Raw genomic sequence first — 22,537 nt, forward strand, 5'->3', positions numbered from 1 at the left:
GTTACGTGGCGAATTTGAACAAGATGATGTCCCCGTCCGCAACCCGGTATTCCTTGCCTTCGTCGCGCACCTTGCCCGCGTCCTTTGCCGCCGCTTCGCCGCCAAGGCCGGTATAATCTGCGTAGGCGGTGGTCTGCGCGCGGATGAAGCCACGCTCGAAATCGGAGTGGATCACGCCGGCAGCCTGGGGCGCGGCAGTTCCCCGGCGAATGGTCCAGGCGCGCGTTTCCTTGGGCCCGGCGGTGAAGTAGGTGATGAGATCCAGAAGGCCGTAGCCTTCGCGGATCAGACGGTCGAGGCCCGGCTCTTCAAGACCCAGCGTTTCCAGGAACTCGGCCTGCTCGTCCGCCGGAAGCTGGGCAATCTCGGCTTCGATCGCCGCCGAAATCACCACCCACGAGGCACCGCTGGCCTCCGCCATGGCGGCTGCCTTTTCGGACAGCGCGTTGCCGGTGCCGGCCGACGCTTCGTCCACATTGAGGACGTAAAGGAGCGGCTTTGAGGTGAGGAGGTTCAGCATCTTGAAGGCGCGCACGTCTTCGGCGGCCAGATCAAGCTCGCGCGCCGGGCGACCGTTGCGCAGGAGCTCCAGCGCGCCGTCCATCAGCACGATCTCGGCCTTGGCCTCCTTGTCGCCGCCCTGTGCCTTCTTGCGCACGTTGACGGAGCGGCGCTCCAGGCTTTCAAGGTCCGCCAGCATCAGCTCGGTCTCGACGGTCTCGGCATCCGCAATGGGGTCGATCTCGTCGGCGACGTGTGTGATGTCGTCATCAACGAAGCAGCGCAGGACGTGGGCGATGGCATCCGTCTCGCGGATGTTGGCAAGGAACTGGTTGCCAAGCCCCTCGCCCGAAGACGCGCCGCGCACCAGGCCGGCAATGTCCACGAAGGTCAGCCGCGTCGGCACGATGCTTGCCGACTTTGCGACCTTCGCAATGGCCGAGAGGCGCGGGTCGGGCACCGCAACATCGCCGGTGTTCGGCTCGATGGTGCAGAACGGGTAGTTCGCCGCCTGGGCCGCTGCCGTCTTGGTGAGGGCGTTGAAAAGCGTGGACTTGCCGACATTCGGCAGACCCACGATGCCGCATTTGAATCCCATTTTACTTCCGAAGTAGATGCGCCAGCACCGAGAACGGCCGGGACGCGGTTTTGTCCTGCGCGCTCTCCGGCGCACGGGTTTGCGGGGGCAGGTCCGGCGCGGGCCTCGGCTTTGCCGGGGCGCGGGTGCCGGCAAGGCGCTCGTGCACCTTGGAGGCAAACTTGGCATCTTCGCCGCGGGCAAGCAGCGGCGCCTCGTCGGCGAACGCGTCCAGCAACGGCTCGAGCCAGTCGTCGTCGCTGCGCGAGAAATCGTGAAGCACGTAGCTTGGCACCATTTCCTTGCGGCCCGGATGGCCGACGCCGATGCGCAGGCGGCGGTACCCGTCGCGCATGTGCGCGGTGATGGATTTGAGGCCGTTGTGACCGCCTGTGCCGCCGGCAGTCTTCATGCGGAACTTGCCGGGATCAAGGTCGATCTCGTCGTGCGCGACCATGATGTCGGCCAGTGCGACCTTGTAGAAACGGGACGCGTCGATCACGGCGCGTCCCGATTCATTCATGTAGGTGTGTGGCTTCAGGAACATGACCCGGACACCGTCGATGGTGGCTTCGGCGACCTGCCCCTGGAACTTGCTGCGCCAGGGACCGCCGCGCCACCGCTCGTGAATCCGGTCGATGGCCATGAAGCCGACATTGTGACGATTGCGGGCATACGTCCCGCCGGGATTGCCGAGGCCGACAAACAGTTTCAGCATGATGCGGCCTCGACCATTCTAGCGTCAGCTCTCGGTTTCGTCGTCCGTGGCAGATTCACCCTCGGCCGCTTCACCCTCGGCGGGCTCTTCACCCTCCACTTCCGGTGCATCGGGCGCTTCGGGATCTTCTTCCGGCACTTCTTCGACCGGCGCCGTGATCGACGCGATCGGGAACGCCTCGTAGTCGTGCATCGCGTACTCGACGTCCGCCGGCAGGCTGAGATCATCGCTCGTCAGCGTATCGCCCATCTGCTTGCCCGCCACGCTCACTTCGAGCACGTTCGGAATGCGGGTCGCCGGTGCGATCAGGGACACGTTGTGCTGAATGATGCTCAGCACGCCACCCTCTTCGAGGCCGGGCGATTCTTCTTCGCCGACGAAGGACAGCGGCACGTCCACCGTCACGCGCGACTTTGCGTCGACGCGCAGGAAGTCGACGTGGACGAGACGGTCCTTCAGCGGCTCGCGCTGGAAGTCACGCGCCAGCGCCTGAACCGGTTGGCCGTCAACATCAAGCGTCCACACGTTGGTCAGGAAGCCGCCTGCGTACAGCGCCAGCGACATTTCCTTGTGCGGCAGCGCGATTGCGACCGGCGGTTCGTTGTTGCCGTAGATCACGGCGGGAATAAGACCCTCACGCCTCAGTGCGCGCGCGGCCCCCTTGCCCGTCCGTTCGCGCACGGCAGCCTTTAGGGCAAAGCCTTCAGCCATAGTGCTCTCCTAGGTGCAAAAATAAGGCCGACGCATGGCGTCGACCTTTGCGCGCAAATTGCGCGCCCCGCCTCCAGGGGTGCGGGTGCGCCACGTATAGGTGAGGCGCATCCGGTTGACAAGGTTTCGCAACGGGGGCCGTGCCACGCGCCAACAGCGCTCGAGGCAGGCTCAACTCCAGCCGCCTTGCGTCAGGCGCTGGCAGCACGCCGCGCCGAGGCGAAATCGATCGGCCGGTCCGGAATGGTGATTTCGAACGACGCCCCCGCCCCGGTGTCCAGCAGCACCAGCGAACCACCGTGCGCGCGAACCAGCTCCGCTGCGATGGCAAGCCCGAGCCCGGTTCCGCCGACCCGCCCGCTGCCCTGGAAGGGCTGAAACAGGGTCTGACGGACGCGGTCCGGCACGCCGGGTCCGGTGTCTGACACAACGATGCGCACCACCGACCCTGCGCGCTCGGCCGCGACCGCGAGCCGTCGGACCACGGCGTCGTGGGAGTTGCTCTCCAGCGCCTCCAGCGCATTGCGGCACAGATTGAGGAGAACGCGGTAGAGCTGGTCGGGATCGGCGTCGATCTCCATCCCGTCCTCGACGATCACCCGGAACTCGATCTGCGGATCGACATCGAGGCCGAGGACTTCCCCCACATCGGTGGCAAGGCGCGCCACGTCGATCAGCCGGCGGGACGGCGGCGCCTCCCCGGCCCGGCCATAGGCCAGAACGCCGTTGGTGTATCCCACCGCCCGGTCCAGTGCGCGCACGATCTTGGGCACGAAGCGCTGCACCGTCGGGTCCCGCACCGTCACCAGCCGGTCCGAGAAGAGCTGGGCGGAGGCCAGAAGGTTGCGCAGGTCGTGGTTGATCTTCGACACCGCAAGGCCAAGCTCGGCAAGACGGCTGCGCTCGGCAATGGTGTCCGCAAGCTGCTGCTGCATGTCGGCAAGGCTGCGCTCGGCGTCGCCGATCTCGTCATTGCGGCGGCTGGGCACGATCATCCGCAGCTCATCCTCAGGGTCGTCCGCAAAGTCCGCCATGGCCGTGGCGAGCCGCTTGACCGGCCGCACGAAGAGCCAGCGCAGCGACATGTAGACGAGCATTGCCGTCACCACCGAAATGACCAGAGACAGGCCGAGGATGTTGACCGAATAGGCCAGCATCGCATTCTTGAGGGCGGTTTCGTCCAGAATGACATCCACCTCTTCGCTGCGCCCGTAGGGCATGGCGCTGATGCGGATGATGCGCCCGTCGGTGGCCGCCAACGTCTCGAATGCCGCGACGATGGACTGGAAGATGCTGACATTGCCCAGCTCGACGTGCCGCTCGACCATGGCAGGCGGCGCGCTCATGGCCAGAAGACGGCGGCGGTCCCCGTCGCGGTGGGTGATGGCGAGCGTGTTCGTGGCGCTGAGAAGGCGCATCTTCAGCTGTTCGGGCACATCCGGCGTTTCGGCGATGATGGCGGCCGCGACCGAGGCATTGCGGTGCGCGTCCGCAAGCCAGTTGTTGCGGAAGTTGGCGATGGACGGCACGAAGATCAGCACTTCGCAGATCATGACGAACATGATCGTCAGAAGCAGCAGCTTCGATCCCAGCCCGATTCGGGGTCCGGCGGTTGGTGTTCGCAGATCGCCCATGGGCTGGACATCATCACGGTTTGTGCTGCCGGCACAGCGCCGACCGCGTGATCAGGGAATTCGTTTGAGGATCGACAGTGCCCTTTTCAGCCACGGCTTGTCGAGCCGTTCGCCGAAGTGATTGACGGCGGCCCGCTTCCCCGCCTCGCTTAACGTCGGGTAAGGGAGCACAAGGCCGGCGACGGTTTGCAGCGACACCTTGCCGGCAAGCGCCAGCGTGTACGTGGCAATCATCTCGCCGGCGTGGGGTGCGACAATGGTTGCCCCCACCAGCTTGCCCTTGCCGTTCAGCACCAGCTTGACGAACCCTTCGGTCTCGCCGTCGGCTCGCGCCCGGTCGTTGCCGCCGAGGGGCGCGGTGTAGGCCGAGGCATCCGCCCACCGCTCGCGCGCCTCGGCTTCGCAAAGGCCCACCTGCGCCAGCTCCGGCGCCGTGAAGGTGCAGCGCGGCATCGCGTCCGCATCGAACGACACCGGCAGGCGGAACACGATGGACCGGACTGCAAGGCTGCCCTGGTGCCCGGCAACATGCGTGAACTGCGGGCCGCCGGTCACATCGCCGATGGCGTAGATTCGCCGGTTGTCCGTTCGCATCCCCTTGTTGACGACAATGCCGCCCGGATGCGTCGCGACCCCTGCCGCCTGCAGGCCGAGACTTTCGATATTCGGCAGCCGGCCGGTCGCCACCAGCACGCGCGCGGCCGCCACCGTGCGCCCGCCGGGCAGATGCAGCACCGCGGCCGACGGGTCGCCGCTCACGCGTTCCACCGCGGCATGGTCCACAATGCCAACGCCCTCGGCCTCCATCCGGGCGCGCACGATGGCCGCCGCATCGGGGTCCTCCTTCGCCAGAAAGGCCCCTGAAGTGATGACGGTGACCTTTGCCCCCAGCCGCGCAAAGGCCTGGCCAAGTTCGGCGCCGATGGGCCCGCCGCCGATGATCGCAAGGCTTTCGGGCAGCGCCGTCAGATCGAACACGCTTTCGTTGGTGAGGGGGTCCACCGCGGCCAGCCCGTCGATCGCCGGCATTCGCGGGCGCGATCCGGTGGCAATGACGAACCGCCGCGCCTTGATCTGCGTGTCCCCCGCCGCCACGGTTTCCCCGTCTTCGAACCGGGCTTCGGCCTTGATGACCTTGACGCCGAGGCCCTCGAACCGCTCCACCGAATCGTGCGGTGCAATTGACGCAATGACGCTGTGGATGTGCCGGTGGACGGCGCCGTAGTCGATCTCCGGCTCGGCGTTGACGCCGAACCTTGCGCCATCGCGTACCATCGCCGCATGCCGCGCCGCTGCAATCAGCGACTTCGACGGCACGCAACCATAATTCAGACAGTCCCCGCCCATCGCGCCGCGTTCCACCAGCACGACCTTGTGGCCGAAATTGGCGGCGGCTGCGGCCACCGTCAGACCGGCGGACCCTCCTCCGATAACGCAGATATCCGGCGTGATGGTCACGAGGTCTGGTTCCTTCCGTTGCGGCGCCAGCGCCGGACCAGCGCCGGTGCAAGGGCCACCAGAGATAGCGCCACGAGCGCCGCAATCATCACAGGGGAGACCAGAGCGCCGAGGTCCACCGCGCAGTTGCCGGCGGCCGCACAACCGGGGTTGGCCGCCTCCTGCGCCGCAATGACCGCGCCAAGCCCGTCGCCCAGGAGAACATATGCAGCCGTGCCCGGAATGATCCCGATCGCCGTCGCAGCCACGTAGGTCCCCAGAGACACATTGAACATGGCGGGCGCGACATTGATCAGCCAGAACGGGAAGATCGGCTGCAACCGCAGGGACAGAAGATAAAGAAACGCACTTTCTTCAAAGCCTCGGGCAAGCCGATCGACGAACCGGTTGGCGCGCTTGCGCAGCGAAGCGCCGAGCGACGTTTTCGCGATGAGAAAGATGATGGAAGCCCCGGCGGTCGCCCCCAGAACGGTCAGCGCCGTGCCCGCAATAAGGCCGAACATCAAGCCGCCCACCAGCGTCAACAGGCTGGCGCCCGGAAAAGAGACCGCCACTGCGGCAATATAGACGGCCACATAGGACAAAGCGGCAGTCCACACGTTTTCAGACACCCAATTCTTCAGCGTGGCGTGCTCGCGGATGATCGTGTCCAGCGACAGAAACCTGTGGAGCCCGAGCGCATAGCCTGCCGCCAGGATGACCGCGACAAGCCCCAGCGGCCACAGGCGCCGCCATGCAAACCCGTTGCTGCGGCTTTCCGCGCCGAGCTGAGTGCCGCCATTGTCTGCCATCGTGCACCCCGCTCCATCGCGCCGGAGAACTCCCACGCCGCCTTTTAACAGTGATGCGGCATGCGGCGGCGGGCAAGGACACAGGATCTCGCGGGATTTCACCGTTGCGTGACAGCTCGTGACGGCAAGCAGATGCCGGCCTTGCGTTGACACGGCGCGCCGCCATTTCTATAGGCGTGGTGTCTGGGCGTGGAAGTGCGCCCTCTTTTTATTTCCGCCGATACCGAAAGCGAGACTGGCAAAGAGCGCCAGGCCGAGAGGAAACGATGAAACGTACCTATCAACCGAGCAAGATCGTGCGCAAGCGTCGCCACGGTTTCCGTTCGCGCATGGCCACTGTGGGTGGTCGCCGCGTGATCAATGCGCGCCGTGCCAAGGGCCGCAAGAAGCTCAGCGCTTAAGTCAGCGGTTGAAAACGGCGCGTGAGCCTTGCCGGACCGGCGTGGACCGCCTGAAGCGCCGCGCCGAGTTCAAGCGCGCCGCAAAGGGGGTCCGCGTCGGGCGGGAGGCATTCACGCTCCAGGCGGTCCGCCGCCAGGACGATGCGCCTGCGCGCGTCGGCTTTACCGTGACCAAGAAAACCGGCAACGCCGTGGTCCGTAACCGGATCAAGCGGCGTTTGCGTGCATTGGCGGCGGACCATCCCGCGGCTTTCGAGGGCGCCACCGACTACGTGATCATCGCGCGTCGGGCGGCGTTGGCGACGCCCTATGAAGGGCTCGCATCCGAGCTTGCGGCAGCACTCAGCGCGGCAGGCAAGAAACTCCAACGGGACGCGGACAGGCAGAGTTAATGGCCGACAATCGCAACATGTTCCTGGCCGTCGGCTTATCGCTGGCGGTCATCATCATATGGCAATTCTTCTTCATCCAGCCGCAGATGGAGGAGGAACGCGCAGCCCAGCAAGCCGCGCAGATCCAAGCCCAGCAGAACCCGACGGGCAGCGCGCCCGGACAGGTTCCCGCGGCGCCGGGTGATCAGGCGATTCCGGGGGTGCCGCAAGCGCCCGCCGCCGGTGACGTTGCCGTGCCTGCGCCGACTGCGGCGATCGCTTCGGCCGAAAGCTCGGCGCGGGTGAAGATCCAGTCGCCGATGGTGACCGGCTCGATCCGCCTCATCGGCGGCCGGCTCGATGACCTCCACCTCAAGGATTACCACGTCACCGTGGACCCCTCGAGCCCGACGGTCACGCTGCTCGCCCCGGCCGGCAGCGCCTACCCCTACTTCGTCGAGACGGGCTGGGTCGCCACCGGCGGCGCCCCCGTCCCCGACAGCAACACCGAGTGGACGCTGGAACAGGGTGAGACGCTCACCCCCGACACGCCGATCACCCTTGTCTACGACACCGGCGCCGGCATCGTGTACCGCCGCACCATCGAAGTGGACGAGCACTACCTCTTCACCGTGCGGCAGACCGTCGAGAACAACACCGACGCGGAGATTTCGCTCTACCCCTACAGCCGCGTGCGCCGCACCGGGCTGGAGGATCACGCGCAATTCTTCATTCTGCATGAGGGCTATATCGGCGTGATCGGCGAGGAAGGGCTCGTCCAGGAGGGTTATAGCGGCCTCGAAGACGACCCTGTGATGGCACTGCCACAGTCGGATGCCGGCTGGCTCGGCCTCACCGACAAATACTGGGCGACCGCCGTCATTCCGGACCCCGGCAAGAGCTTCACGCCGCGCTTCCTCTATGACGCCCCCGCCGGCGCCGCGGCAGCGTCCTACCAGGCGGACTACCTGGCCGAAGCCGTGACGGTTGCGCCCGGCGCCACCGGCGAAGCGGTCAACCGCGTCTTCGCCGGTGCCAAGAAGTACCGCATTATTCAGGGTTACGAGGACACGGTCGGCGTTGACCGGTTCAACCTCATGATCGACTGGGGCTGGTTCTACTTCATCACCAAGCCGATGTTCTTCCTGCTGGAGTTTATCTACAGCCATGTCGGCAACTTCGGCGTCGCGATTCTGATTGCAACCGTTGTGGTGAAGCTCATCTTCTTCCCGCTGGCCCAGAAGGCCTACAAATCGATGGCGAAGATGAAGGGTCTTCAGCCTGAGATGACGAAGATGCGCGAGCGGTACAAAGACGACCGCATGAAGCAGCAACAGGCAATGATGGAGCTGTACAAGAAGGAAAAGGTGAACCCGCTTGCCGGCTGTATCCCGATCCTGATCCAGATCCCTGTGTTCTTCGCGCTCTACAAGGTGCTGTTCGTGTCGATCGAGATGCGCCACGCACCCTTCTTCGGCTGGATCGACGACCTTTCGGCGCCTGACCCCACGTCCATCTTCAACCTGTTCGGCCTCATCCCGTTCGACCCGTCCACCGTGCCGTTTGTGGGTGCGTTCCTGATGGTCGGCGTGTGGCCTCTCATCATGGGCTTCACCATGTGGGTGCAGATGAAGATGAACCCGGCGCCGCCGGACCCGACGCAGGCGATGATCTTCAACTGGATGCCCGTGTTCTTCACCTTCCTGCTCGCCTCCTTCCCGGCCGGTCTGGTGATCTACTGGGCGTGGAACAACTCCCTCTCGGTGCTGCAGCAATACGTGATCATGCGCCGCCAGGGCGTGAAGGTGGAGCTGTGGGACAACCTGACGGGCGTGTTCAAGAAAAAGCAGAAGAAGGGCGCGACCTGACGGTGGCGCCTGACGAAGAGCCGGTAACCGGGGCAGCGGCGTTCGCGCCGCCCCCGGCGACCCCGCTCAGCCCCGAAGAAGCCGAAGCGGAGGCGGCCGCGCTCGAAGCGGGCCGCCTTCTTTTTGCCGCCCCCTTCGCCTTCCAGCGGGCGTGCCATGCCATGGAGCACCTCCTGCCGGCAGGACCGCCGGAGGTCGCCTTTGCGGGGCGTTCCAATGTCGGCAAATCCACCCTCCTCAACGCGCTCACCGGCCAGAAGGGGCTCGCCAAGGCGTCCAACACGCCGGGGCGCACCCGCTCGCTCAACATCTTTGCGCGCGACGATGGGGTCGGGCCGGTGATCGTCGACATGCCGGGCTACGGCTACGCCAAGGCCCCCAAGGCGGACGTGGCGCAGTGGACACGGCTGGTGTTCGACTATCTGCGCGGACGGCCGGGCCTGCGCCGCGTGTACCTGTTGATCGACGCGCGCCACGGGCTGAAGGCGGTGGACGAGGCAGCGATGGACGTGATGGACGAAGCGGCCATCAGCTACCAGGCCGTGCTGACCAAGGCGGACAAGACGCCGGCCACCGAGAAGATCCGCGCCGAAGTCACCGAGGGCCTGCGCAAGCGCGCCGCGGCCCACCCGGTCGTGCTCGCCACCTCTGCTGCCAAGGGCGGGGGCATTGCCGAACTGCGGGCTGCCATCTTCACGCTGACGCAGGAATAGCCCTGGCGCTTGCCGCGCATTCGCGCGGTCAGCCTTCGTTCAGGCGGACTGCGCTTTGCTGCCCTCATTGTCTGAGAGGAGCGAACATTTTGCAGCGAGCCCATCTTTTCATGGTCACGATCCTTGCGGCGCTGGCGGTTTCGTCCGGCGCCAGCGCGACATCCGGCTTCGGCTGCTACACCGTCAATGTCGGGCCGAACGATCCTTTGAAGGTCCGGCTCGAACCGCGCGCGGATTCTCCAGTGGTCGCCACGTTGAGCTGGCGGGATCAGCCGATCGTCGCATTCGACGCACTGCCGCGTGGCGAAAATACACAGTCCAGCCTGTTTGACGTGCACATGGCCGAGTTTGCCCACTGTGGGCCGGACAATCTGCCGCTCGGCGCGCGCTGGTGTCCGGTCGCCCTTTATGGCGACGGCGAGGCACAGCACGGCTGGGTGAAACGGCGCTTCCTCGACCATAGCGAATGCCCGTAGCGCGCCCGCGCCGGTCTTGATGGGATCCGCCGCAACCGGGTCGCGGCAAAGGCCATATGATCCGCTTCAGGCTGTGCCGCAGGATCAACCCGGCGGCAGCTCACCGTGGAGAACCAGCGGCTCGCCACCCCCGTCGCAGTGGAGAAGCGCCTCTTCGCGCGCCACTTCCAGAAGGTAGGCGAGGAAACCGAGGCCGCCGCGATCGGCAAGGCCCGCAAGCTCCGAGCACATCGATTCGATATAGCTGGCCGCCTCGCTGCTGGTCAGCGACATCGCGTTCATGTGTTTCGAGACTTCGAGCTGTACCTTGTTCTGCCCACGAGCACTCATGTGAAACGCTGCCTCCTTATCGGGGTCTGCGCGAGGAACCGATCCCGCGACGACCGCAGGCCGTTCAACGACGACGCAATCTTTGCAATCGTAGCTGACCTCAACCTTGCCGGGTATTTTCCTGCACTCTATGGTTGCTTTTCCGGTGTTCCGGCGGCATCAGCAACCCGAATTGCCCTCCCCCCCTTTGCACGAGCGGTCAGGCACCTCTATGTGCGTGCTCCGAACCGGGGGCCTAGCGCATGAATGTTGTTGTGGTGGAATCGCCCGCCAAGGCCAAGACCATCAACAAATATCTGGGAAGCGACTATCAGGTCGTCGCGTCCTACGGGCACGTGCGTGATCTGCCGCCCAAAGACGGCTCGGTCGATCCGGACAATGAATTTGCGATGGTCTGGCAGACGGACGCGAAGTCGGCCAAGCGGCTGACAGACCTCGCCAAAATGGTCAAAAGCGCGGACCGTCTGATCCTCGCAACCGACCCTGATCGCGAAGGGGAAGCGATTTCCTGGCACGTCCTTCAGGTGCTGAAGGACAAGAAGGCGCTGAAGGACCAGCCGGTCGAACGCGTCGTCTTCAACGCCATCACCAAGCAGGCCGTGCTGGACGCGATGGCCTCGCCGCGCGCCATCGAAGGCGACCTGGTGGACGCCTACCGTGCCCGCCGGGCGCTCGATTATCTTGTCGGCTTCAATCTGTCCCCCGTTCTGTGGCGCAAGCTGCCGGGTGCGCGGTCGGCCGGCCGCGTCCAGTCCGTCTCGCTGCGGCTGGTGTGCGACCGCGAGGCGGAGATCGAACGCTTCAAGCCGCAGGAATACTGGTCCGTCATCACGACGCTTTCGACGCCGGGCGGAGACGAGTTCGACGCACGGCTGGCAACGCTGGACGGCAAGCGTGTCGACCGGCTCGGCATCAAGACCGAGGACGAGGCGCAGGCCGTCGTCGGACACCTGAACGATGCCGCCTTCCGCGTCGCATCGGTCGAGGCCAAGCCGCAGAAGCGCAATCCGTCGCCGCCGTTCACCACCTCCACCTTGCAGCAGGAAGCCTCGCGCAAGCTCGGGTTCTCGTCCGCCCGCACCATGCAGGTGGCCCAGCGCCTTTACGAAGGCATCGACATTGGCGGCGAGACCACGGGTCTCATCACCTACATGCGAACCGACGGCGTGCAGATGGCGCCGGAGGGCATTTCCGCCATCCGCAAGATCGTCGGCACCGAGTATGGCGACAAGTTCCTGCCCGAAAAGCCGCGCTACTACGCCACCAAGGCAAAGAACGCGCAGGAAGCCCACGAAGCCATCCGCCCCACCGACGTTGCGCGCAAACCCTCCGAAATGCGCAAGCGGCTCGGCAACGACGAAGCGCGCCTTTACGACCTCATCTGGAAGCGCGCGGTCGCCTCGCAGATGTCGTCCGCCGAGTTCGAGCGCACCACCGTGGACATTGACGCCGACAGGGGCGGCAAGACCGTGGGCCTGCGGGCCACCGGCTCGGTGATGGTGTTCGAGGGCTTCATCAAGGCCTACATGGAAGGCGCGGACGACGTCACCGACGACGATGACGACGACAACCGCCTCCCCGCCATGCGCGCCGAGGACAAGCTGGACCGCAAGAAAGTCACGCCGTCCCAGCACTTTACCGAGCCCCCGCCCCGCTACACCGAAGCGACGCTCATCAAGAAGATGGAAGAGCTCGGCATCGGCCGCCCGTCCACCTACACCGCCACCCTCGCCACCCTTGCCGACCGCGAATACGTGATCATCGACAAGAAGCGTCTGGTGCCGGGCAGCAAGGGCCGGATCGTCACCGCGTTCCTGGAATCCTTCTTCGAGAAGTACGTGGAGTACAGCTTCACCGCCGATCTGGAAGAAAAGCTCGACGCGGTGTCCGACGGCCGGATCGACTGGCGGGTGGTCCTGCGCGATTTCTGGACCGATTTTTCCCACCAGATTGCCGAGGTGATGGAAGTCCGCACCACCGAGGTGCTGGACGCGCTGAACGAGGATCTGGCACCGCTGATCTTCCCCGCGCGGGACGACGGTTCGCCGCCGCGCGAGTGCCCGCTGTGCAAGGCCGGCCAGCTGTCGCTGAAGAATGGCCGCTACGGCGCGTTCATCGGTTGCTCCAACTACCCGGAGTGCAACTTCACGCGCCAGCTGGGCGAGGACCCCAACGCCGAAGCGGTCGACACCGGCCCCAAGGTGCTGGGGCTTCACCCCGAGCTGCAACTCGAAATCTCGCTGAAGACCGGCCGTTTCGGCCCCTATATCGAGATGCCGGCGGAGGAAGGCGAAAAGCCCCGGCGCGCGTCCATCCCCAAGGGGTGGAAGCCGGAGGAGCTGACGCTGGAACAGGCGGTGTCGCTGATCGACCTGCCGCGCGAGGTGGGCCTTCACCCCGAATCGCGCGAGCCGATCCAGGCCGGCATCGGCCGCTATGGACCGTTCCTCCTGCACGGCGGCAAATACGCCAAGCTGGAAAGTGTGGAGGACGTGTTCGAGATCGGTCTCAACCGTGCAGTGACGGTGATTGCCGAATCCAGCGACAAGTCCCGCTTCTCGCGGACCCCTGCCGCGCTGAAGGCGCTGGGCGACCACCCCGAGGGCGGCGCGGTGAACGTGCGCGAGGGCCGCTACGGCCCGTATGTGAACTGGGGCAAGATCAACGCGACACTCCCCAAGGGCACCGATCCGCAGGCCATCACGCTGGCCGAAGCCCTTCCGCTCCTGGAGGCGAAGGCCGCCAAGGGTGGCAAGAAGCCGGCGAAGAAGGCTGCCCCGAAAAAGGCAGCAGCCAAGAAGCCAGCCGCAAAGAAGACCGCCAAGGCGGCCGAGACCAAGGCAGCGGCAAAGCCGAAGACTGCCAAGGCCGGCACTGCGAAGGCCGCCGCAAAACCGCCCGCAAAAAAGGCGTCGCCCGCGAAGGCTGCCCCCAAGGACGGCGATGATGCGGCGGATGACGACGACCTGCCCTTCTGAGGATACGCAACGCGGCGCCAGGTCCTGCAAGGGCCGGCGCCGCCCCTTTGTCCGATCCGGCCTGCGAAGCGCGTAGAGGGGCCGACCGGCACATCCGGCCTCTCCGCCGGCGGCGGCGCCATTTATTCCCGCCGAAACCGATGCTCCAGTGTCTGACACCGGCGAACGCCCTGCACGATTGAAACGGCAGTGTTGCTGAGAAGGCCCTCGACGCGGGCGCTTTCAAGGCACACATAGGGGCTGTGAACAAAGAACATTTCCCATCCCGTGAAGAGATCCTGCGGTTCGTGGCCGAAAGCCCCGGCCGCGTCGGCAAGCGGGAAATCGCGCGCGCCTTCAACATCAAGGGCGGCGACCGTATCCTCCTGAAGCACCTCCTGGCCGAGATGGCGGAGGATGGCGTCCTCACCAAGGACGGCAAGCACATCCAGAAGACAGGCGAGCTGCCTCGCGTCGCGCTCCTTCAGGTGGTCGCGAAAAGCGCCGATGGCGACCTTGTGGCCGAGCCCACCTCGTGGGACGGCGACGGCCCGCGCCCCAAGGTCATCCTCATCGGCAAGGGTCCCGCGCCGGGCATGGGCGACAGGCTGCTCGCCCGCATCCAGTACGCCGAGGATGGCCGCCCGCTGGGCAAGGTCGTCAAGGTCATCGAGCGGCGCCCGGCCCAGACGCTGGCCGTGCTGGAGCGCATCGGCGGCAAGCCGCAACTGACGCCGGTGACCAAGAAAGAGCGCGACATCTGGTCCGTCGACGCGGCCGCCGTAAAGGACATTGCCGACAACACGCTGGTGCGCATCGAGCCCGCCCGCGGGCACTTCGCCAAGATTGTCGAGGTGGTTGGCCCGGTTGGCTCCGAGCAGGCGGTCTCGCTCCTGGCAATCCACGCCCACGGCATTCCGGACCGGTTCCCCGAGCGGGTGCTGGAAGAAGCCGCAGCCGCAGAACCTGCTACGCTGAAGGGCCGGGAAGACTGGCGCGATATCCCGTTCGTGACCATCGACCCCGCCGACGCCAAGGACCACGACGACGCCGTCTTCGCCGAACCCGACCCGCACAACGAGGGCGGCCACATCGTCACCGTCGCCATTGCGGACGTTGCGGCCTACGTCACCCCCGGCTCGCTGATGGACGTGGAGGCGCGCTTGCGCGGCAACTCCACCTACTTCCCCGACCGTGTCGTGCCGATGCTGCCCGAGCGCATCTCCAACGACCTCTGCTCGCTTCGTGAAGGCGAGGCGCGGCCCGCAATGGCCATCCGCATCTGGTTCGCCAGGGACGGGCGACAGAGCAAGCACACGCTCCACCGCGTGCTGATGCGTTCGGCCCGCAAGCTCGCCTATGCCGAAGCGCAAGCCATTGCCGACGGTGCCCCGTCCGACATCGCGCCCCAGGTCAACGCCCTTTACGAGGCTTATGCCTGTGCCAGGCGCGGCCGCGAACACCGCCAGCCGATGGAGCTGGACCTGCCGGAGCGCAAGATCGCGCTGACGCCGGATGGCGACGTTGCGCGTGTCATCGTCCCGGAACGGCTCGACGCGCACAAGCTCATCGAAGAGTTCATGATCCAGGCGAACGTCGCCGCAGCAGAGCTGTGCGAGTCGGTGCGTCTCCCCCTCCTCTACCGCGTCCACGATGCGCCGAGCCTCGACAAGATCGACGCCCTGCGCGAGTTCCTGTCCACCATCGACATCAAACTGGCCAAGGGCACGCGCCTGCGCCCCGAGCACTTCAACGCCATTCTGGCGCAGGTGGAGGGCACGCCCAACGCCCAGCTCGTCAACGAAGTGGTACTGCGCTCGCAAAGCCAGGCGGAATATTCGCCGGACAACCTTGGCCACTTCGGCCTCAACCTGCGCCGCTACGCGCACTTCACCTCGCCGATCCGCCGCTATGCCGACCTCATCGTCCACCGCGCGCTGATTCGCGCCCACGACCTCGGCAAGGACGGCCTCCGGGACCACGAGGTCGACGCGCTGGCGCAGATCGGCTCGGAAATCTCCGCCACCGAGCGCCGCTCCATGATTGCCGAGCGCGAAACCACCGACCGGTTGATCGCAGGCTGGCTTGCCGAATCCATCGGCGCCACGTTCGACGGGCGGATTGCCGGCGTCACCAAGTCGGGCCTCTTCATCAAGCTGGCCGACACCGGGGGCGACGGGTTCATCCCCATCTCCACGCTGGGGTCGGAGTACATGATCTACGAAGAGGCGTCGCACGCGCTTGTAGGCGAAGCTTCGGGGCACACCTACCGTCTGGGCGACACCGTCAACGTGCGACTTCTGGAAGCGGCGCCCTTCTCCGGTGCCCTCCGCTTTGAAATTGTGGATCACGATGCGGGGCCCAGCATCCGGCGCGCGCGCGGCGCCCGCCCGGCGCAGGGCCGCCGCAAACCGCCATCGCGAAAGGGCCGCAGATGATGCCACGCTCCATGCTCCGCTCCCTGCAACGGGGCGCATCCGCCAAGTGTCCGCGGTGCGGCGAAGGCCCGCTTTTCGACGGCTTCCTCGCCATCCGCCACACCTGCCCCAGCTGCGGCGAGGCACTGCACCACCAGCGCGCGGACGACGCGCCGCCCTACATCGTCTGCTTCATCGTCGGCCACGTGGTGGTGGGGCTGATGCTGTATTACGAGATCTTCGTCCATCCGCCCCTGTGGCAGCACGCGGCCATTTTCCTGCCCATGACCGTCATCTTGTCGCTGGCACTGCTGCGGCCGGTGAAGGGCGGTCTCGTGGGGTTCCAGTGGGCCAAGGGCATGCACGGCTTCGGAGCCGACAGCGAACGCTGGACGTGAGCGGGGCGGAAACGCTCTCCGGCCGCGTATCGGACGCTGAACGCAACCAGAAGCACCCCACCATGCGGCCCCGCGATGCCGCGAGCCTCATCGTCTACGATCCCGATGGCCCGCGCGTCCTGATGGGCCGGCGCAGCATGCGCCACACCTTCATGCCGGGGCGGTACGTGTTCCCCGGCGGACGGGTGGATGCGACCGATGCGCGCGTCCCCGTCGCGTCGTCGTTCCATGAAGACACCCACAGGCAACTTGCGGCCCATGCCGGCGCAAGGCACCGGCCGGCCCGAGCCCGCGCCTTCGGGATTGCCGCGTTGCGCGAAACCTTCGAGGAAACCGGCGTCCTCATTGCGCGGCCGCAGGCTGATGCCGTCCCGCGCAGCAAGCCCTTTGCCGGCTTTGCCGAACGGGGCCTTTCGCTCGACCTGTCGCGCCTTGCCTTCATCGCCCGCGCGGTCACACCGCCTGGGCGGCCGCGCCGGTACGACACGCGGTTCTTCCTGGCCTGGCGCGACACGATCGCTGATATCGACCCTGCGGTCGTTGGCGCGGACGCCGAGCTCGAAGATATAGCATGGGTGCCTATCCACGAGGCGAAGGCGATGCCGCTGCCGGCCATCACCCTCACCGTACTGGATGATCTGGAACACCGCCTTGCCGAAGACCCTGCATTACAGCCCGGCGGATCCGTCCCGTTTTACCGTTGGGAACGGACCGGCTTTACCCGTACAATTCTCTGACGACGACGCGCGGCTGGCGCAGCCATCACTGGCATCCGCCTAAAAATTGAGCGACATACGAATTCCAATGGATGCGCCGACCCCTCTGATGGACCAGCAATCGCCCCCCGACACGAGCCAGGACCGTGCACCGCCCCGCGCAGACGCAGGCGGGGTGACGCGCACGGACAAGATTGCGCTCGCCGCCGTTATCAGCGGCATCACCGGGGTCGGCATGGCGCTCAGCCTCTCGCTTCCCCTCCTCTCGGTCGTGCTCGAAAACCGCGGCGTCTCGCCGTCGATGATCGGCATCAACACCGCCACCGCCGGCGTCGCCGCCATCGCCGTGCTGCCGTTCGTCACCCAGATGGCCGAACGCTTCGGCACCGCGCGGCTGATCATCGCCAGCTTCCTCACCATGTCGGCGACGTTGATGGGGTTCTATCTCATCACCTCGTTCACGCTGTGGTTTCCGCTGCGCTTCATCTTTTCGGCCACCGCCACCATCATCTTCGCGCTCACCGAATTCTGGATCAATTCGCTGGCGCCGGAGAAGAAGCGCGGGCTGGTGGTGGGCATCTACACCGCCTTCCTGTCCGTTGGGATCTCCATCGGCCCGCTGATCCTGGCGCTGGTCGGCACGGACGGTATTGCCCCGTTCGCCATCGGCTCCGTCGCGCTTCTCATCGCCGCCGTGCCGGTGATGCTGGTGACGGACCGCCAGCCGGTCCTCCCCGGCGGCTCCCACGGCAGCATCTGGCGCTTCTTCGCGCTGGCGCCGCTCGCCCTCCTCGCCGCGCTGGTGTTCGGCGCGGTGGAATCGGGTGGCGCGGCCATCCTCCCCCTTTACGGCACCTCTCTGGGGTTGACCGGGGAGAGCGCGGTGGTCCTCGTATCGGCCATTGCAGCCGGCAACGTCCTGTCGCAGATCCCCATCGGCTACCTTGCAGACCGGATGAGCCGGCGCCTCCTCCTCATCATCTGCGGCGCTGTCGGTGCCGTGGGCGCCGGGCTGATGCCCTTCGTATCGGACAACTACCCGGTGCTCCTCGTCGTCCTCTTCATCACCGGCGGCATTGTGGCGGGGCTTTACACTGTCGGCCTCGTCCACCTCGGCGCGCGCTTCAAGGGCGCGGACCTTGCGTCCGCCAACGCCGCCTTCGTGATGATGTATGCCTTCGGGATGCTGATCGGTCCGGTGTCGCTGGGCGCCAGCCTCGACCTTTATCCGCCTAACGGCTTTGCCTATGCCATTGCGGCCCTGTTCGCCGGATATGTGGCATTCGCGTGCTTCAGGACCGGAAGAACCGGCTTCTAGGGCGCGGGCGCTTGACTTCCGAGCCGCGGCGAACCACAGACAAGGTTTCCGCATTCACCTAAGCGAGTGGCCGCACCGCGGTCCCGGAGAGACGACAATGGCCAAGGCCGTCACCATCAAAGTGAAGCTCCAGTCCACCGCGGACACCGGCTTCTTCTACGTCACCAAAAAGAACACCCGCACGATGACCGACAAGATCGTCCAGCGGAAGTATGACCCCGTTGCGAAGAAGCACGTCGATTTCCGCGAAGCGAAAATCAAGTAGGCGGCAGAAACGCTTTCACCGTCGAGATGAACCGGTCGATCGAGATCGGTTTCGACAGGTAGGCTTCACAACCGGCGGCGCGGATGCGCTCCTCGTCGCCCTTCATGGCAAACGCCGTGACCGCGATCACCGGGATCGGCGCGAGATCGGGATCGGACTTGATCGTCTCCGTCACTTCCAGGCCGGACATTTCAGGAAGCTGGATGTCCATCACGATGAGGTCCGGCTTCTCGCGCTTGGCAACCGCCAGCGCATCGATACCGTTGCGCGTCATGAGTATGGTCATTCCGCTCGCTTCGAGCAGATCGTGGAAGAGCTTCATGTTGAGTTCGTTGTCCTCAACGATGAGCACGCGGTGTGCCATACGGTCTCCAGATCTGCGCACGCGGGAACGCATACCTTCTCAGGGTCAACGTCGATGAGGTCAAGGTCCGTCAACGTGCCGGACGCCGGCACCATCGCAATTGCGGCGCTTTCCCACTTCGCCACCGATGAGCGCGTCCTGTCGCGCTTCTTCGCGCTGACCGGGCTGGACCCGTCGTCACTGAGAGAGGCGGCCGGCACGCGCGGCTTCACCGCCGGCGTTCTGGACTTCGTGCTGGAGGACCAGAAGCTGCTCGTCGCCGTGGCCGACGCGCAGGATCTCTCGCCGCAGGATATTGTCGAGGCGCGCCAGCTTCTGGACAAGCCGGCCCAGGACGAGGACTGGCCGCCCCGCACGTCGCGCGACTGGGCCTGACCGGATGAGCAGCCTTTGCCGCGACTGTTTCACCATCGCGGCACAGGACCCGGACGAGCGGTGCGCGCAATGCCGCAGCCCGCGGCTGATCGCGCATCCCGACCTTGCAAGCCTCACCATCGCCCATGTGGATTGCGATGCCTTTTTCGCCTCGGTGGAAAAGCGGGACGACCCGTCCCTTGCCGATGTGCCGGTGATTGTGGGCGGCGGGCGGCGCGGTGTCGTCTCCACCTGCTGCTATCTGGCGCGCATCCATGGCGTCCATTCGGCCATGCCCATGTTCAAGGCGCTGAAGGCCTGCCCGGACGCGGTGGTCATCCGCCCCAACTTCGAAAAATACGTGACCGCCGGCCGCGAGGTGCGCCGCCGGATGCAGGCGCTCACCCCGCTGGTGCAGCCGCTCTCCATAGATGAAGCGTTCCTCGACCTCTCCGGCACCACCCGCGTCCACCGCGCGCCGCCGGCGGCAACGCTGGCAAAATTCGCACGCGAGGTGGAAGCGGACGTCGGCATCACGGTGTCGGTCGGGCTGGCCCCCAACAAGTTTCTGGCGAAATTTGCGTCCGACGCCGACAAGCCGCGCGGCTACACCGTGATCGGTCAGTCGGACGCCATGGCGCGCCTTGCCGGTGAACCCGTCACCCGCCTCCCCGGTGTCGGACCGGCGGCCGCAACCCGCCTTGCCAAGGCCGGCGTGACCCATGTGCGCGACCTCCAGCGCCTTTCGATGGAAGACCTGATGCGGCGGATCGGCAGCGACGCCCCCCGCCTCCACCGCCTCGCAAACGGCATCGACACGCGCGCGGTGGACCCGTCGTCGGAGCGCAAGTCCGTCAGCGCGGAACAGACTTTCGACGCCGACCTCTCTGACCGGCAGACGCTGCTGGCCCTCCTGCGCCACCTTTCCGAAAAGGTGTCCACGCGGCTGAAAGCGGGCGAGATTGCCGGCCGCACCATCACGCTGAAACTGAAGACGCCCGATTTCCGCAGCCGCACCCGCGCCGAGACGCTGTCGGCCCCCACCGCCATGGCGCACCGCATCTTTACGGCCGGCAAGGCGCTGCTGGCGGCCGAGCCCGAGGGCACGCGCTACCGCTTGATCGGCATCGGCGTGACCCACCTCACCAGCGATGTGCAGGCCGACGGGGCGGACCTCTTCGATCCCCACTCAACCCGCCTCGGACAGGCCGAGCGGGCGATGGACGCGCTGCGCGCCCGCTTCGGCGACAGCGCAATTGCCACTGGCCTCACCCTCTCGCACCCGCGGCGCAGGCCCGCTTCACCCAGAGATTGAGCCACCAGGGCTTCCCGCGCCCCGCCCGTTTCGCTCCCGTTCATCAAGCCGGTTCTAGGGGTGGCGCGGGCGCCTCATTACAATCGCAGCACCGGTATTGCGTAGGCCTGCGGCAGACGACGGGACGCTTCACGCGGCCCCGTCGGCCATGTAATGAGGCGCGGTCCACTGCGCTTTGCGCAATCAAGGAGTTTTCAATCCATGCGTCAGGCTCATACGTTGCGCGGCGTGCTCGCGCTGTCAGCCCTTGCCGCTGCCCTCGCCGTCACGGCCCCCGCACAGGCGCAAAATGCGGCCTGCACCCCAGGTGCGTTCGGCGAAGGCGGCAAGTTCCGCGTCAACAAGGGTGATGACAACAAGGTCACCGCGGCCACCGTGGAATATCAGTGCAGCGAAACCCTGGCCGACGGCACGTTTGCGCCCGAAGGCTACCGCCTCATCCTAGAAGGCAAATGCGGCGCGGGCGGGTGCAACTACCCCACGCTGATCGCGAAGAAAACAGCGCGTGACGGGTTTTTCCAGACCGGGTTCGTGCAGGACGGCAAGGACGTCAACATCAATTTGCGCGCGCCGAGGAACGGCCGCGAAGGGATCATCAACATGTCGATGATCACCCGTGCGCCGGAAAAGGGTGCAAAGCGCGAGCGCGCCCGCTACCGCCTCCGCGCCCGCTGATCTCCACGAAGAAAGGCGGCCCCGGCAGGGACCGCCTTTCCATCAATGGCCGGCTCGATCCGTTGATCGGGCCGGCTTTTTTCGTGGCGCTGCGGCCTAGTTGCGGTCCTTGTCGACCAGCGCCTTTTCCTTGATCCACGGCATCATCGCGCGCAGCTCTGCGCCGACGGTCTCGATCTGGTGCTCGTTGTTCTTGGCGCGGGTGGCCTTGAACGAGGTCTGGTTGACCTTGTTTTCCAGCATCCAGTTGCGCGTGAACGTGCCGGACTGGATGTCTTCCAGAACGCGCTTCATCTCCGCCTTGGTCTCGGCCGTCACGATGCGCGGGCCGGTGACGTACTCGCCATACTCGGCGGTGTTGGAGATGGAGTAGTTCATGTTGGCAATGCCGCCCTCATAGATGAGGTCGACGATCAGCTTCACTTCGTGCAGGCACTCGAAGTAGGCCATCTCGGGCGCGTAGCCGGCTTCCACCAGCGTCTCGAAGCCGGCGCGGATCAGCTCGACCAGACCGCCGCAAAGGACGACCTGCTCGCCGAAGAGGTCCGTCTCGCACTCTTCCTTGAAAGTGGTCTCGATGATGCCGGCACGGCCGCCGCCGATGGCGGAGGCGTAGGCAAGGCCGAGGTCATGCGCGTTGCCGGAGGCGTCCTGCGCGATGGCGATGAGGCAGGGGACGCCGCCGCCGCGCTGGTATTCGGAGCGCACGGTGTGGCCGGGGCCCTTGGGGGCGACCATCAGCACGTCGAGGTCGGCGCGCGGCTCGATGAGGTTGAAGTGCACGTTGAGGCCGTGCGCGAACAGGAGCGCGGCGCCCTCTTTCATGTGGGGGGCGAGCTGCTCGTTGTAGATATCGGCCTGGAGCTCGTCCGGCGTCAGCATCATGACAACGTCGGCCCACTTGGCAGCGTCCTCGACGGACATCACCTTCACGCCTTCGGCTTCGGCCTTCTTGGCGGAGGATGAGCCCGGGCGCAGTGCCACGGCGATTTCGGGGCAGCCCGAGTCGCGCAGGTTCAGAGTGTGGGCATGGCCCTGACTGCCATAACCGACAACGGCAATCTTCTTGCCCTTGATGAGATTGATGTCGGCATCGCGATCGTAATAGACGCGCATTCGGCGCTCCCTGGTGTTCGAACGATTGGGAGCATCTGTCTCCCGTCGCGCCCCTCATAGACGGTTTGCGACGGGGTTGTGAATGGCGTCGTG

The 22,537-nt window shown here is 65.8% G+C and carries 23 protein-coding genes; 14 read left to right on the forward strand and 9 right to left on the reverse strand.

Annotated elements, in window-relative coordinates; translation table 11 throughout:
* Position 1 precedes the first annotated feature (1 nt).
* The 6 genes from ychF to RDV64_RS22155 form a co-directional block, all read right to left on the reverse strand.
* Complete coding sequence (gene ychF, locus RDV64_RS22130) at positions 2-1,099, reverse strand: redox-regulated ATPase YchF (protein ID WP_309197137.1); 1,098 nt, start codon at positions 1,097-1,099, stop codon at positions 2-4.
* Between the two features lies 1 nt (position 1,100).
* On the reverse strand, positions 1,101-1,796 hold the full coding sequence (gene pth, locus RDV64_RS22135) for an aminoacyl-tRNA hydrolase (RefSeq protein WP_309197138.1): 696 nt from the start codon (positions 1,794-1,796) through the stop codon (positions 1,101-1,103).
* A gap of 24 nt (positions 1,797-1,820) precedes the next feature.
* On the reverse strand, positions 1,821-2,507 hold the full coding sequence (locus RDV64_RS22140; protein WP_309197139.1) for a 50S ribosomal protein L25/general stress protein Ctc: 687 nt from the start codon (positions 2,505-2,507) through the stop codon (positions 1,821-1,823).
* Positions 2,508-2,698: 191 nt separating this feature from the next.
* Positions 2,699-4,141: a HAMP domain-containing sensor histidine kinase gene (locus RDV64_RS22145; protein WP_309197140.1), complete on the reverse strand. Its 1,443-nt coding sequence runs from the start codon at positions 4,139-4,141 to the stop codon at positions 2,699-2,701.
* A 51-nt stretch (positions 4,142-4,192) separates the two neighbouring features.
* Entirely contained in the window at positions 4,193-5,599 is a 1,407-nt protein-coding gene (locus RDV64_RS22150; protein ID WP_309197141.1) for an FAD-dependent oxidoreductase, read from the reverse strand.
* Positions 5,596-6,390, reverse strand: a complete 795-nt coding sequence (locus tag RDV64_RS22155) for a TVP38/TMEM64 family protein (RefSeq protein WP_309197142.1) — start codon at positions 6,388-6,390, stop codon at positions 5,596-5,598. Before RDV64_RS22155 ends, RDV64_RS22150 begins: the two co-directional genes overlap by 4 nt.
* Positions 6,391-6,656: 266 nt before the next feature.
* On the opposite strand from RDV64_RS22155, the gene rpmH reads away from it, so the two are divergent.
* From rpmH to RDV64_RS22180, 5 genes are all read left to right on the forward strand, one after another.
* The gene (rpmH, locus tag RDV64_RS22160; RefSeq protein WP_309197143.1) at positions 6,657-6,791 is read left to right on the forward strand and encodes a 50S ribosomal protein L34; all 135 of its coding nucleotides are present in this window, start codon (positions 6,657-6,659) and stop codon (positions 6,789-6,791) included.
* A gap of 41 nt (positions 6,792-6,832) precedes the next feature.
* A complete protein-coding gene (gene rnpA / locus RDV64_RS22165) occupies positions 6,833-7,183 on the forward strand; it encodes a ribonuclease P protein component (RefSeq protein WP_309197144.1) in 351 nt (116 codons plus the stop codon).
* The gene (yidC, locus tag RDV64_RS22170) at positions 7,183-9,030 is read left to right on the forward strand and encodes a membrane protein insertase YidC (protein ID WP_309197145.1); all 1,848 of its coding nucleotides are present in this window, start codon (positions 7,183-7,185) and stop codon (positions 9,028-9,030) included. Before rnpA ends, yidC begins: the two co-directional genes overlap by 1 nt.
* Positions 9,031-9,032: 2 nt before the next feature.
* Positions 9,033-9,743: a ribosome biogenesis GTP-binding protein YihA/YsxC gene (yihA, locus tag RDV64_RS22175; RefSeq protein WP_309197146.1), complete on the forward strand. Its 711-nt coding sequence runs from the start codon at positions 9,033-9,035 to the stop codon at positions 9,741-9,743.
* Between the two features lie 89 nt (positions 9,744-9,832).
* Positions 9,833-10,219: a hypothetical protein gene (locus RDV64_RS22180; RefSeq protein WP_309197147.1), complete on the forward strand. Its 387-nt coding sequence runs from the start codon at positions 9,833-9,835 to the stop codon at positions 10,217-10,219.
* A gap of 84 nt (positions 10,220-10,303) precedes the next feature.
* Here RDV64_RS22180 and RDV64_RS22185 read toward each other — a convergent pair whose 3' ends face one another.
* On the reverse strand, positions 10,304-10,549 hold the full coding sequence (locus RDV64_RS22185; RefSeq protein ID WP_309197148.1) for a hypothetical protein: 246 nt from the start codon (positions 10,547-10,549) through the stop codon (positions 10,304-10,306).
* A gap of 242 nt (positions 10,550-10,791) precedes the next feature.
* Here RDV64_RS22185 and topA point away from each other — a divergent pair, with 242 nt between their 5' ends.
* The 6 genes from topA to rpmG all read left to right on the forward strand — a co-directional run bounded on the left by topA (position 10,792) and on the right by rpmG (position 18,620).
* Positions 10,792-13,527 (forward strand): type I DNA topoisomerase, encoded by a 2,736-nt coding sequence (gene topA, locus RDV64_RS22190; protein ID WP_309197149.1) that lies wholly within the window; start codon positions 10,792-10,794, stop codon positions 13,525-13,527.
* A 242-nt stretch (positions 13,528-13,769) separates the two neighbouring features.
* Positions 13,770-15,944 (forward strand): ribonuclease R, encoded by a 2,175-nt coding sequence (rnr, locus tag RDV64_RS22195; RefSeq protein WP_309197150.1) that lies wholly within the window; start codon positions 13,770-13,772, stop codon positions 15,942-15,944.
* Positions 15,941-16,321 carry a DUF983 domain-containing protein gene (locus RDV64_RS22200; protein WP_309197151.1) on the forward strand — a complete coding sequence of 127 codons (381 nt, stop codon included), beginning with the start codon at positions 15,941-15,943 and terminating at the stop codon, positions 16,319-16,321. The genes rnr and RDV64_RS22200 overlap by 4 nt, the downstream gene beginning before the upstream one ends.
* Positions 16,318-17,058: an NUDIX hydrolase gene (locus RDV64_RS22205; protein ID WP_309197152.1), complete on the forward strand. Its 741-nt coding sequence runs from the start codon at positions 16,318-16,320 to the stop codon at positions 17,056-17,058. Before RDV64_RS22200 ends, RDV64_RS22205 begins: the two co-directional genes overlap by 4 nt.
* Before the next feature lie 67 nt (positions 17,059-17,125).
* The gene (locus RDV64_RS22210; RefSeq protein WP_309197153.1) at positions 17,126-18,355 is read left to right on the forward strand and encodes an MFS transporter; all 1,230 of its coding nucleotides are present in this window, start codon (positions 17,126-17,128) and stop codon (positions 18,353-18,355) included.
* Positions 18,356-18,452: 97 nt separating this feature from the next.
* Entirely contained in the window at positions 18,453-18,620 is a 168-nt protein-coding gene (rpmG, locus tag RDV64_RS22215) for a 50S ribosomal protein L33 (protein WP_309197154.1), read from the forward strand.
* Here the strand turns inward: rpmG and RDV64_RS22220 are convergent.
* A complete protein-coding gene (locus RDV64_RS22220; protein WP_309197155.1) occupies positions 18,613-18,984 on the reverse strand; it encodes a response regulator in 372 nt (123 codons plus the stop codon). The genes rpmG and RDV64_RS22220 overlap by 8 nt on opposite strands.
* Positions 18,985-19,038: 54 nt before the next feature.
* Between RDV64_RS22220 and RDV64_RS22225 the strand changes: the two genes are divergently transcribed.
* From RDV64_RS22225 to RDV64_RS22235, 3 genes are all read left to right on the forward strand, one after another.
* Positions 19,039-19,359: a DUF3572 domain-containing protein gene (locus tag RDV64_RS22225; protein ID WP_309197156.1), complete on the forward strand. Its 321-nt coding sequence runs from the start codon at positions 19,039-19,041 to the stop codon at positions 19,357-19,359.
* A 4-nt stretch (positions 19,360-19,363) separates the two neighbouring features.
* The gene (locus RDV64_RS22230) at positions 19,364-20,653 is read left to right on the forward strand and encodes a DNA polymerase IV (RefSeq protein WP_309197158.1); all 1,290 of its coding nucleotides are present in this window, start codon (positions 19,364-19,366) and stop codon (positions 20,651-20,653) included.
* Between the two features lie 201 nt (positions 20,654-20,854).
* Entirely contained in the window at positions 20,855-21,328 is a 474-nt protein-coding gene (locus tag RDV64_RS22235) for a hypothetical protein (RefSeq protein ID WP_309197159.1), read from the forward strand.
* A 96-nt stretch (positions 21,329-21,424) separates the two neighbouring features.
* On the opposite strand, the gene ilvC is transcribed toward RDV64_RS22235, so the two are convergent.
* The gene (gene ilvC, locus RDV64_RS22240) at positions 21,425-22,444 is read right to left on the reverse strand and encodes a ketol-acid reductoisomerase (RefSeq protein ID WP_309197160.1); all 1,020 of its coding nucleotides are present in this window, start codon (positions 22,442-22,444) and stop codon (positions 21,425-21,427) included.
* Positions 22,445-22,537: the final 93 nt, after the last annotated feature.

This window comes from Acuticoccus sp. MNP-M23 (assembly GCF_031195445.1).
Taxonomy (GTDB): domain Bacteria; phylum Pseudomonadota; class Alphaproteobacteria; order Rhizobiales; family Amorphaceae; genus Acuticoccus.

Excerpts from the sequence above, each read along its gene's own strand:
- ychF (WP_309197137.1), bottom strand. The coding sequence starts at position 1,099 with ATGGGATTCAAATGCGGCATCGTGGGTCTGCCGAATGTCGGCAAGTCC.
- pth (WP_309197138.1), bottom strand. The coding sequence starts at position 1,796 with ATGCTGAAACTGTTTGTCGGCCTCGGCAATCCCGGCGGGACGTATGCC.
- RDV64_RS22140 (WP_309197139.1), bottom strand. The coding sequence starts at position 2,507 with ATGGCTGAAGGCTTTGCCCTAAAGGCTGCCGTGCGCGAACGGACGGGC.
- RDV64_RS22145 (WP_309197140.1), bottom strand. The coding sequence starts at position 4,141 with ATGGGCGATCTGCGAACACCAACCGCCGGACCCCGAATCGGGCTGGGA.
- RDV64_RS22155 (WP_309197142.1), bottom strand. The coding sequence starts at position 6,390 with ATGGCAGACAATGGCGGCACTCAGCTCGGCGCGGAAAGCCGCAGCAAC.
- rpmH (WP_309197143.1), top strand. The coding sequence starts at position 6,657 with ATGAAACGTACCTATCAACCGAGCAAGATCGTGCGCAAGCGTCGCCAC.
- yidC (WP_309197145.1), top strand. The coding sequence starts at position 7,183 with ATGGCCGACAATCGCAACATGTTCCTGGCCGTCGGCTTATCGCTGGCG.
- RDV64_RS22185 (WP_309197148.1), bottom strand. The coding sequence starts at position 10,549 with ATGAGTGCTCGTGGGCAGAACAAGGTACAGCTCGAAGTCTCGAAACAC.
- topA (WP_309197149.1), top strand. The coding sequence starts at position 10,792 with ATGAATGTTGTTGTGGTGGAATCGCCCGCCAAGGCCAAGACCATCAAC.
- RDV64_RS22200 (WP_309197151.1), top strand. The coding sequence starts at position 15,941 with ATGATGCCACGCTCCATGCTCCGCTCCCTGCAACGGGGCGCATCCGCC.
- RDV64_RS22210 (WP_309197153.1), top strand. The coding sequence starts at position 17,126 with ATGGATGCGCCGACCCCTCTGATGGACCAGCAATCGCCCCCCGACACG.
- rpmG (WP_309197154.1), top strand. The coding sequence starts at position 18,453 with ATGGCCAAGGCCGTCACCATCAAAGTGAAGCTCCAGTCCACCGCGGAC.
- RDV64_RS22220 (WP_309197155.1), bottom strand. The coding sequence starts at position 18,984 with ATGGCACACCGCGTGCTCATCGTTGAGGACAACGAACTCAACATGAAG.
- RDV64_RS22225 (WP_309197156.1), top strand. The coding sequence starts at position 19,039 with ATGAGGTCAAGGTCCGTCAACGTGCCGGACGCCGGCACCATCGCAATT.
- RDV64_RS22230 (WP_309197158.1), top strand. The coding sequence starts at position 19,364 with ATGAGCAGCCTTTGCCGCGACTGTTTCACCATCGCGGCACAGGACCCG.
- RDV64_RS22235 (WP_309197159.1), top strand. The coding sequence starts at position 20,855 with ATGCGTCAGGCTCATACGTTGCGCGGCGTGCTCGCGCTGTCAGCCCTT.
- ilvC (WP_309197160.1), bottom strand. The coding sequence starts at position 22,444 with ATGCGCGTCTATTACGATCGCGATGCCGACATCAATCTCATCAAGGGC.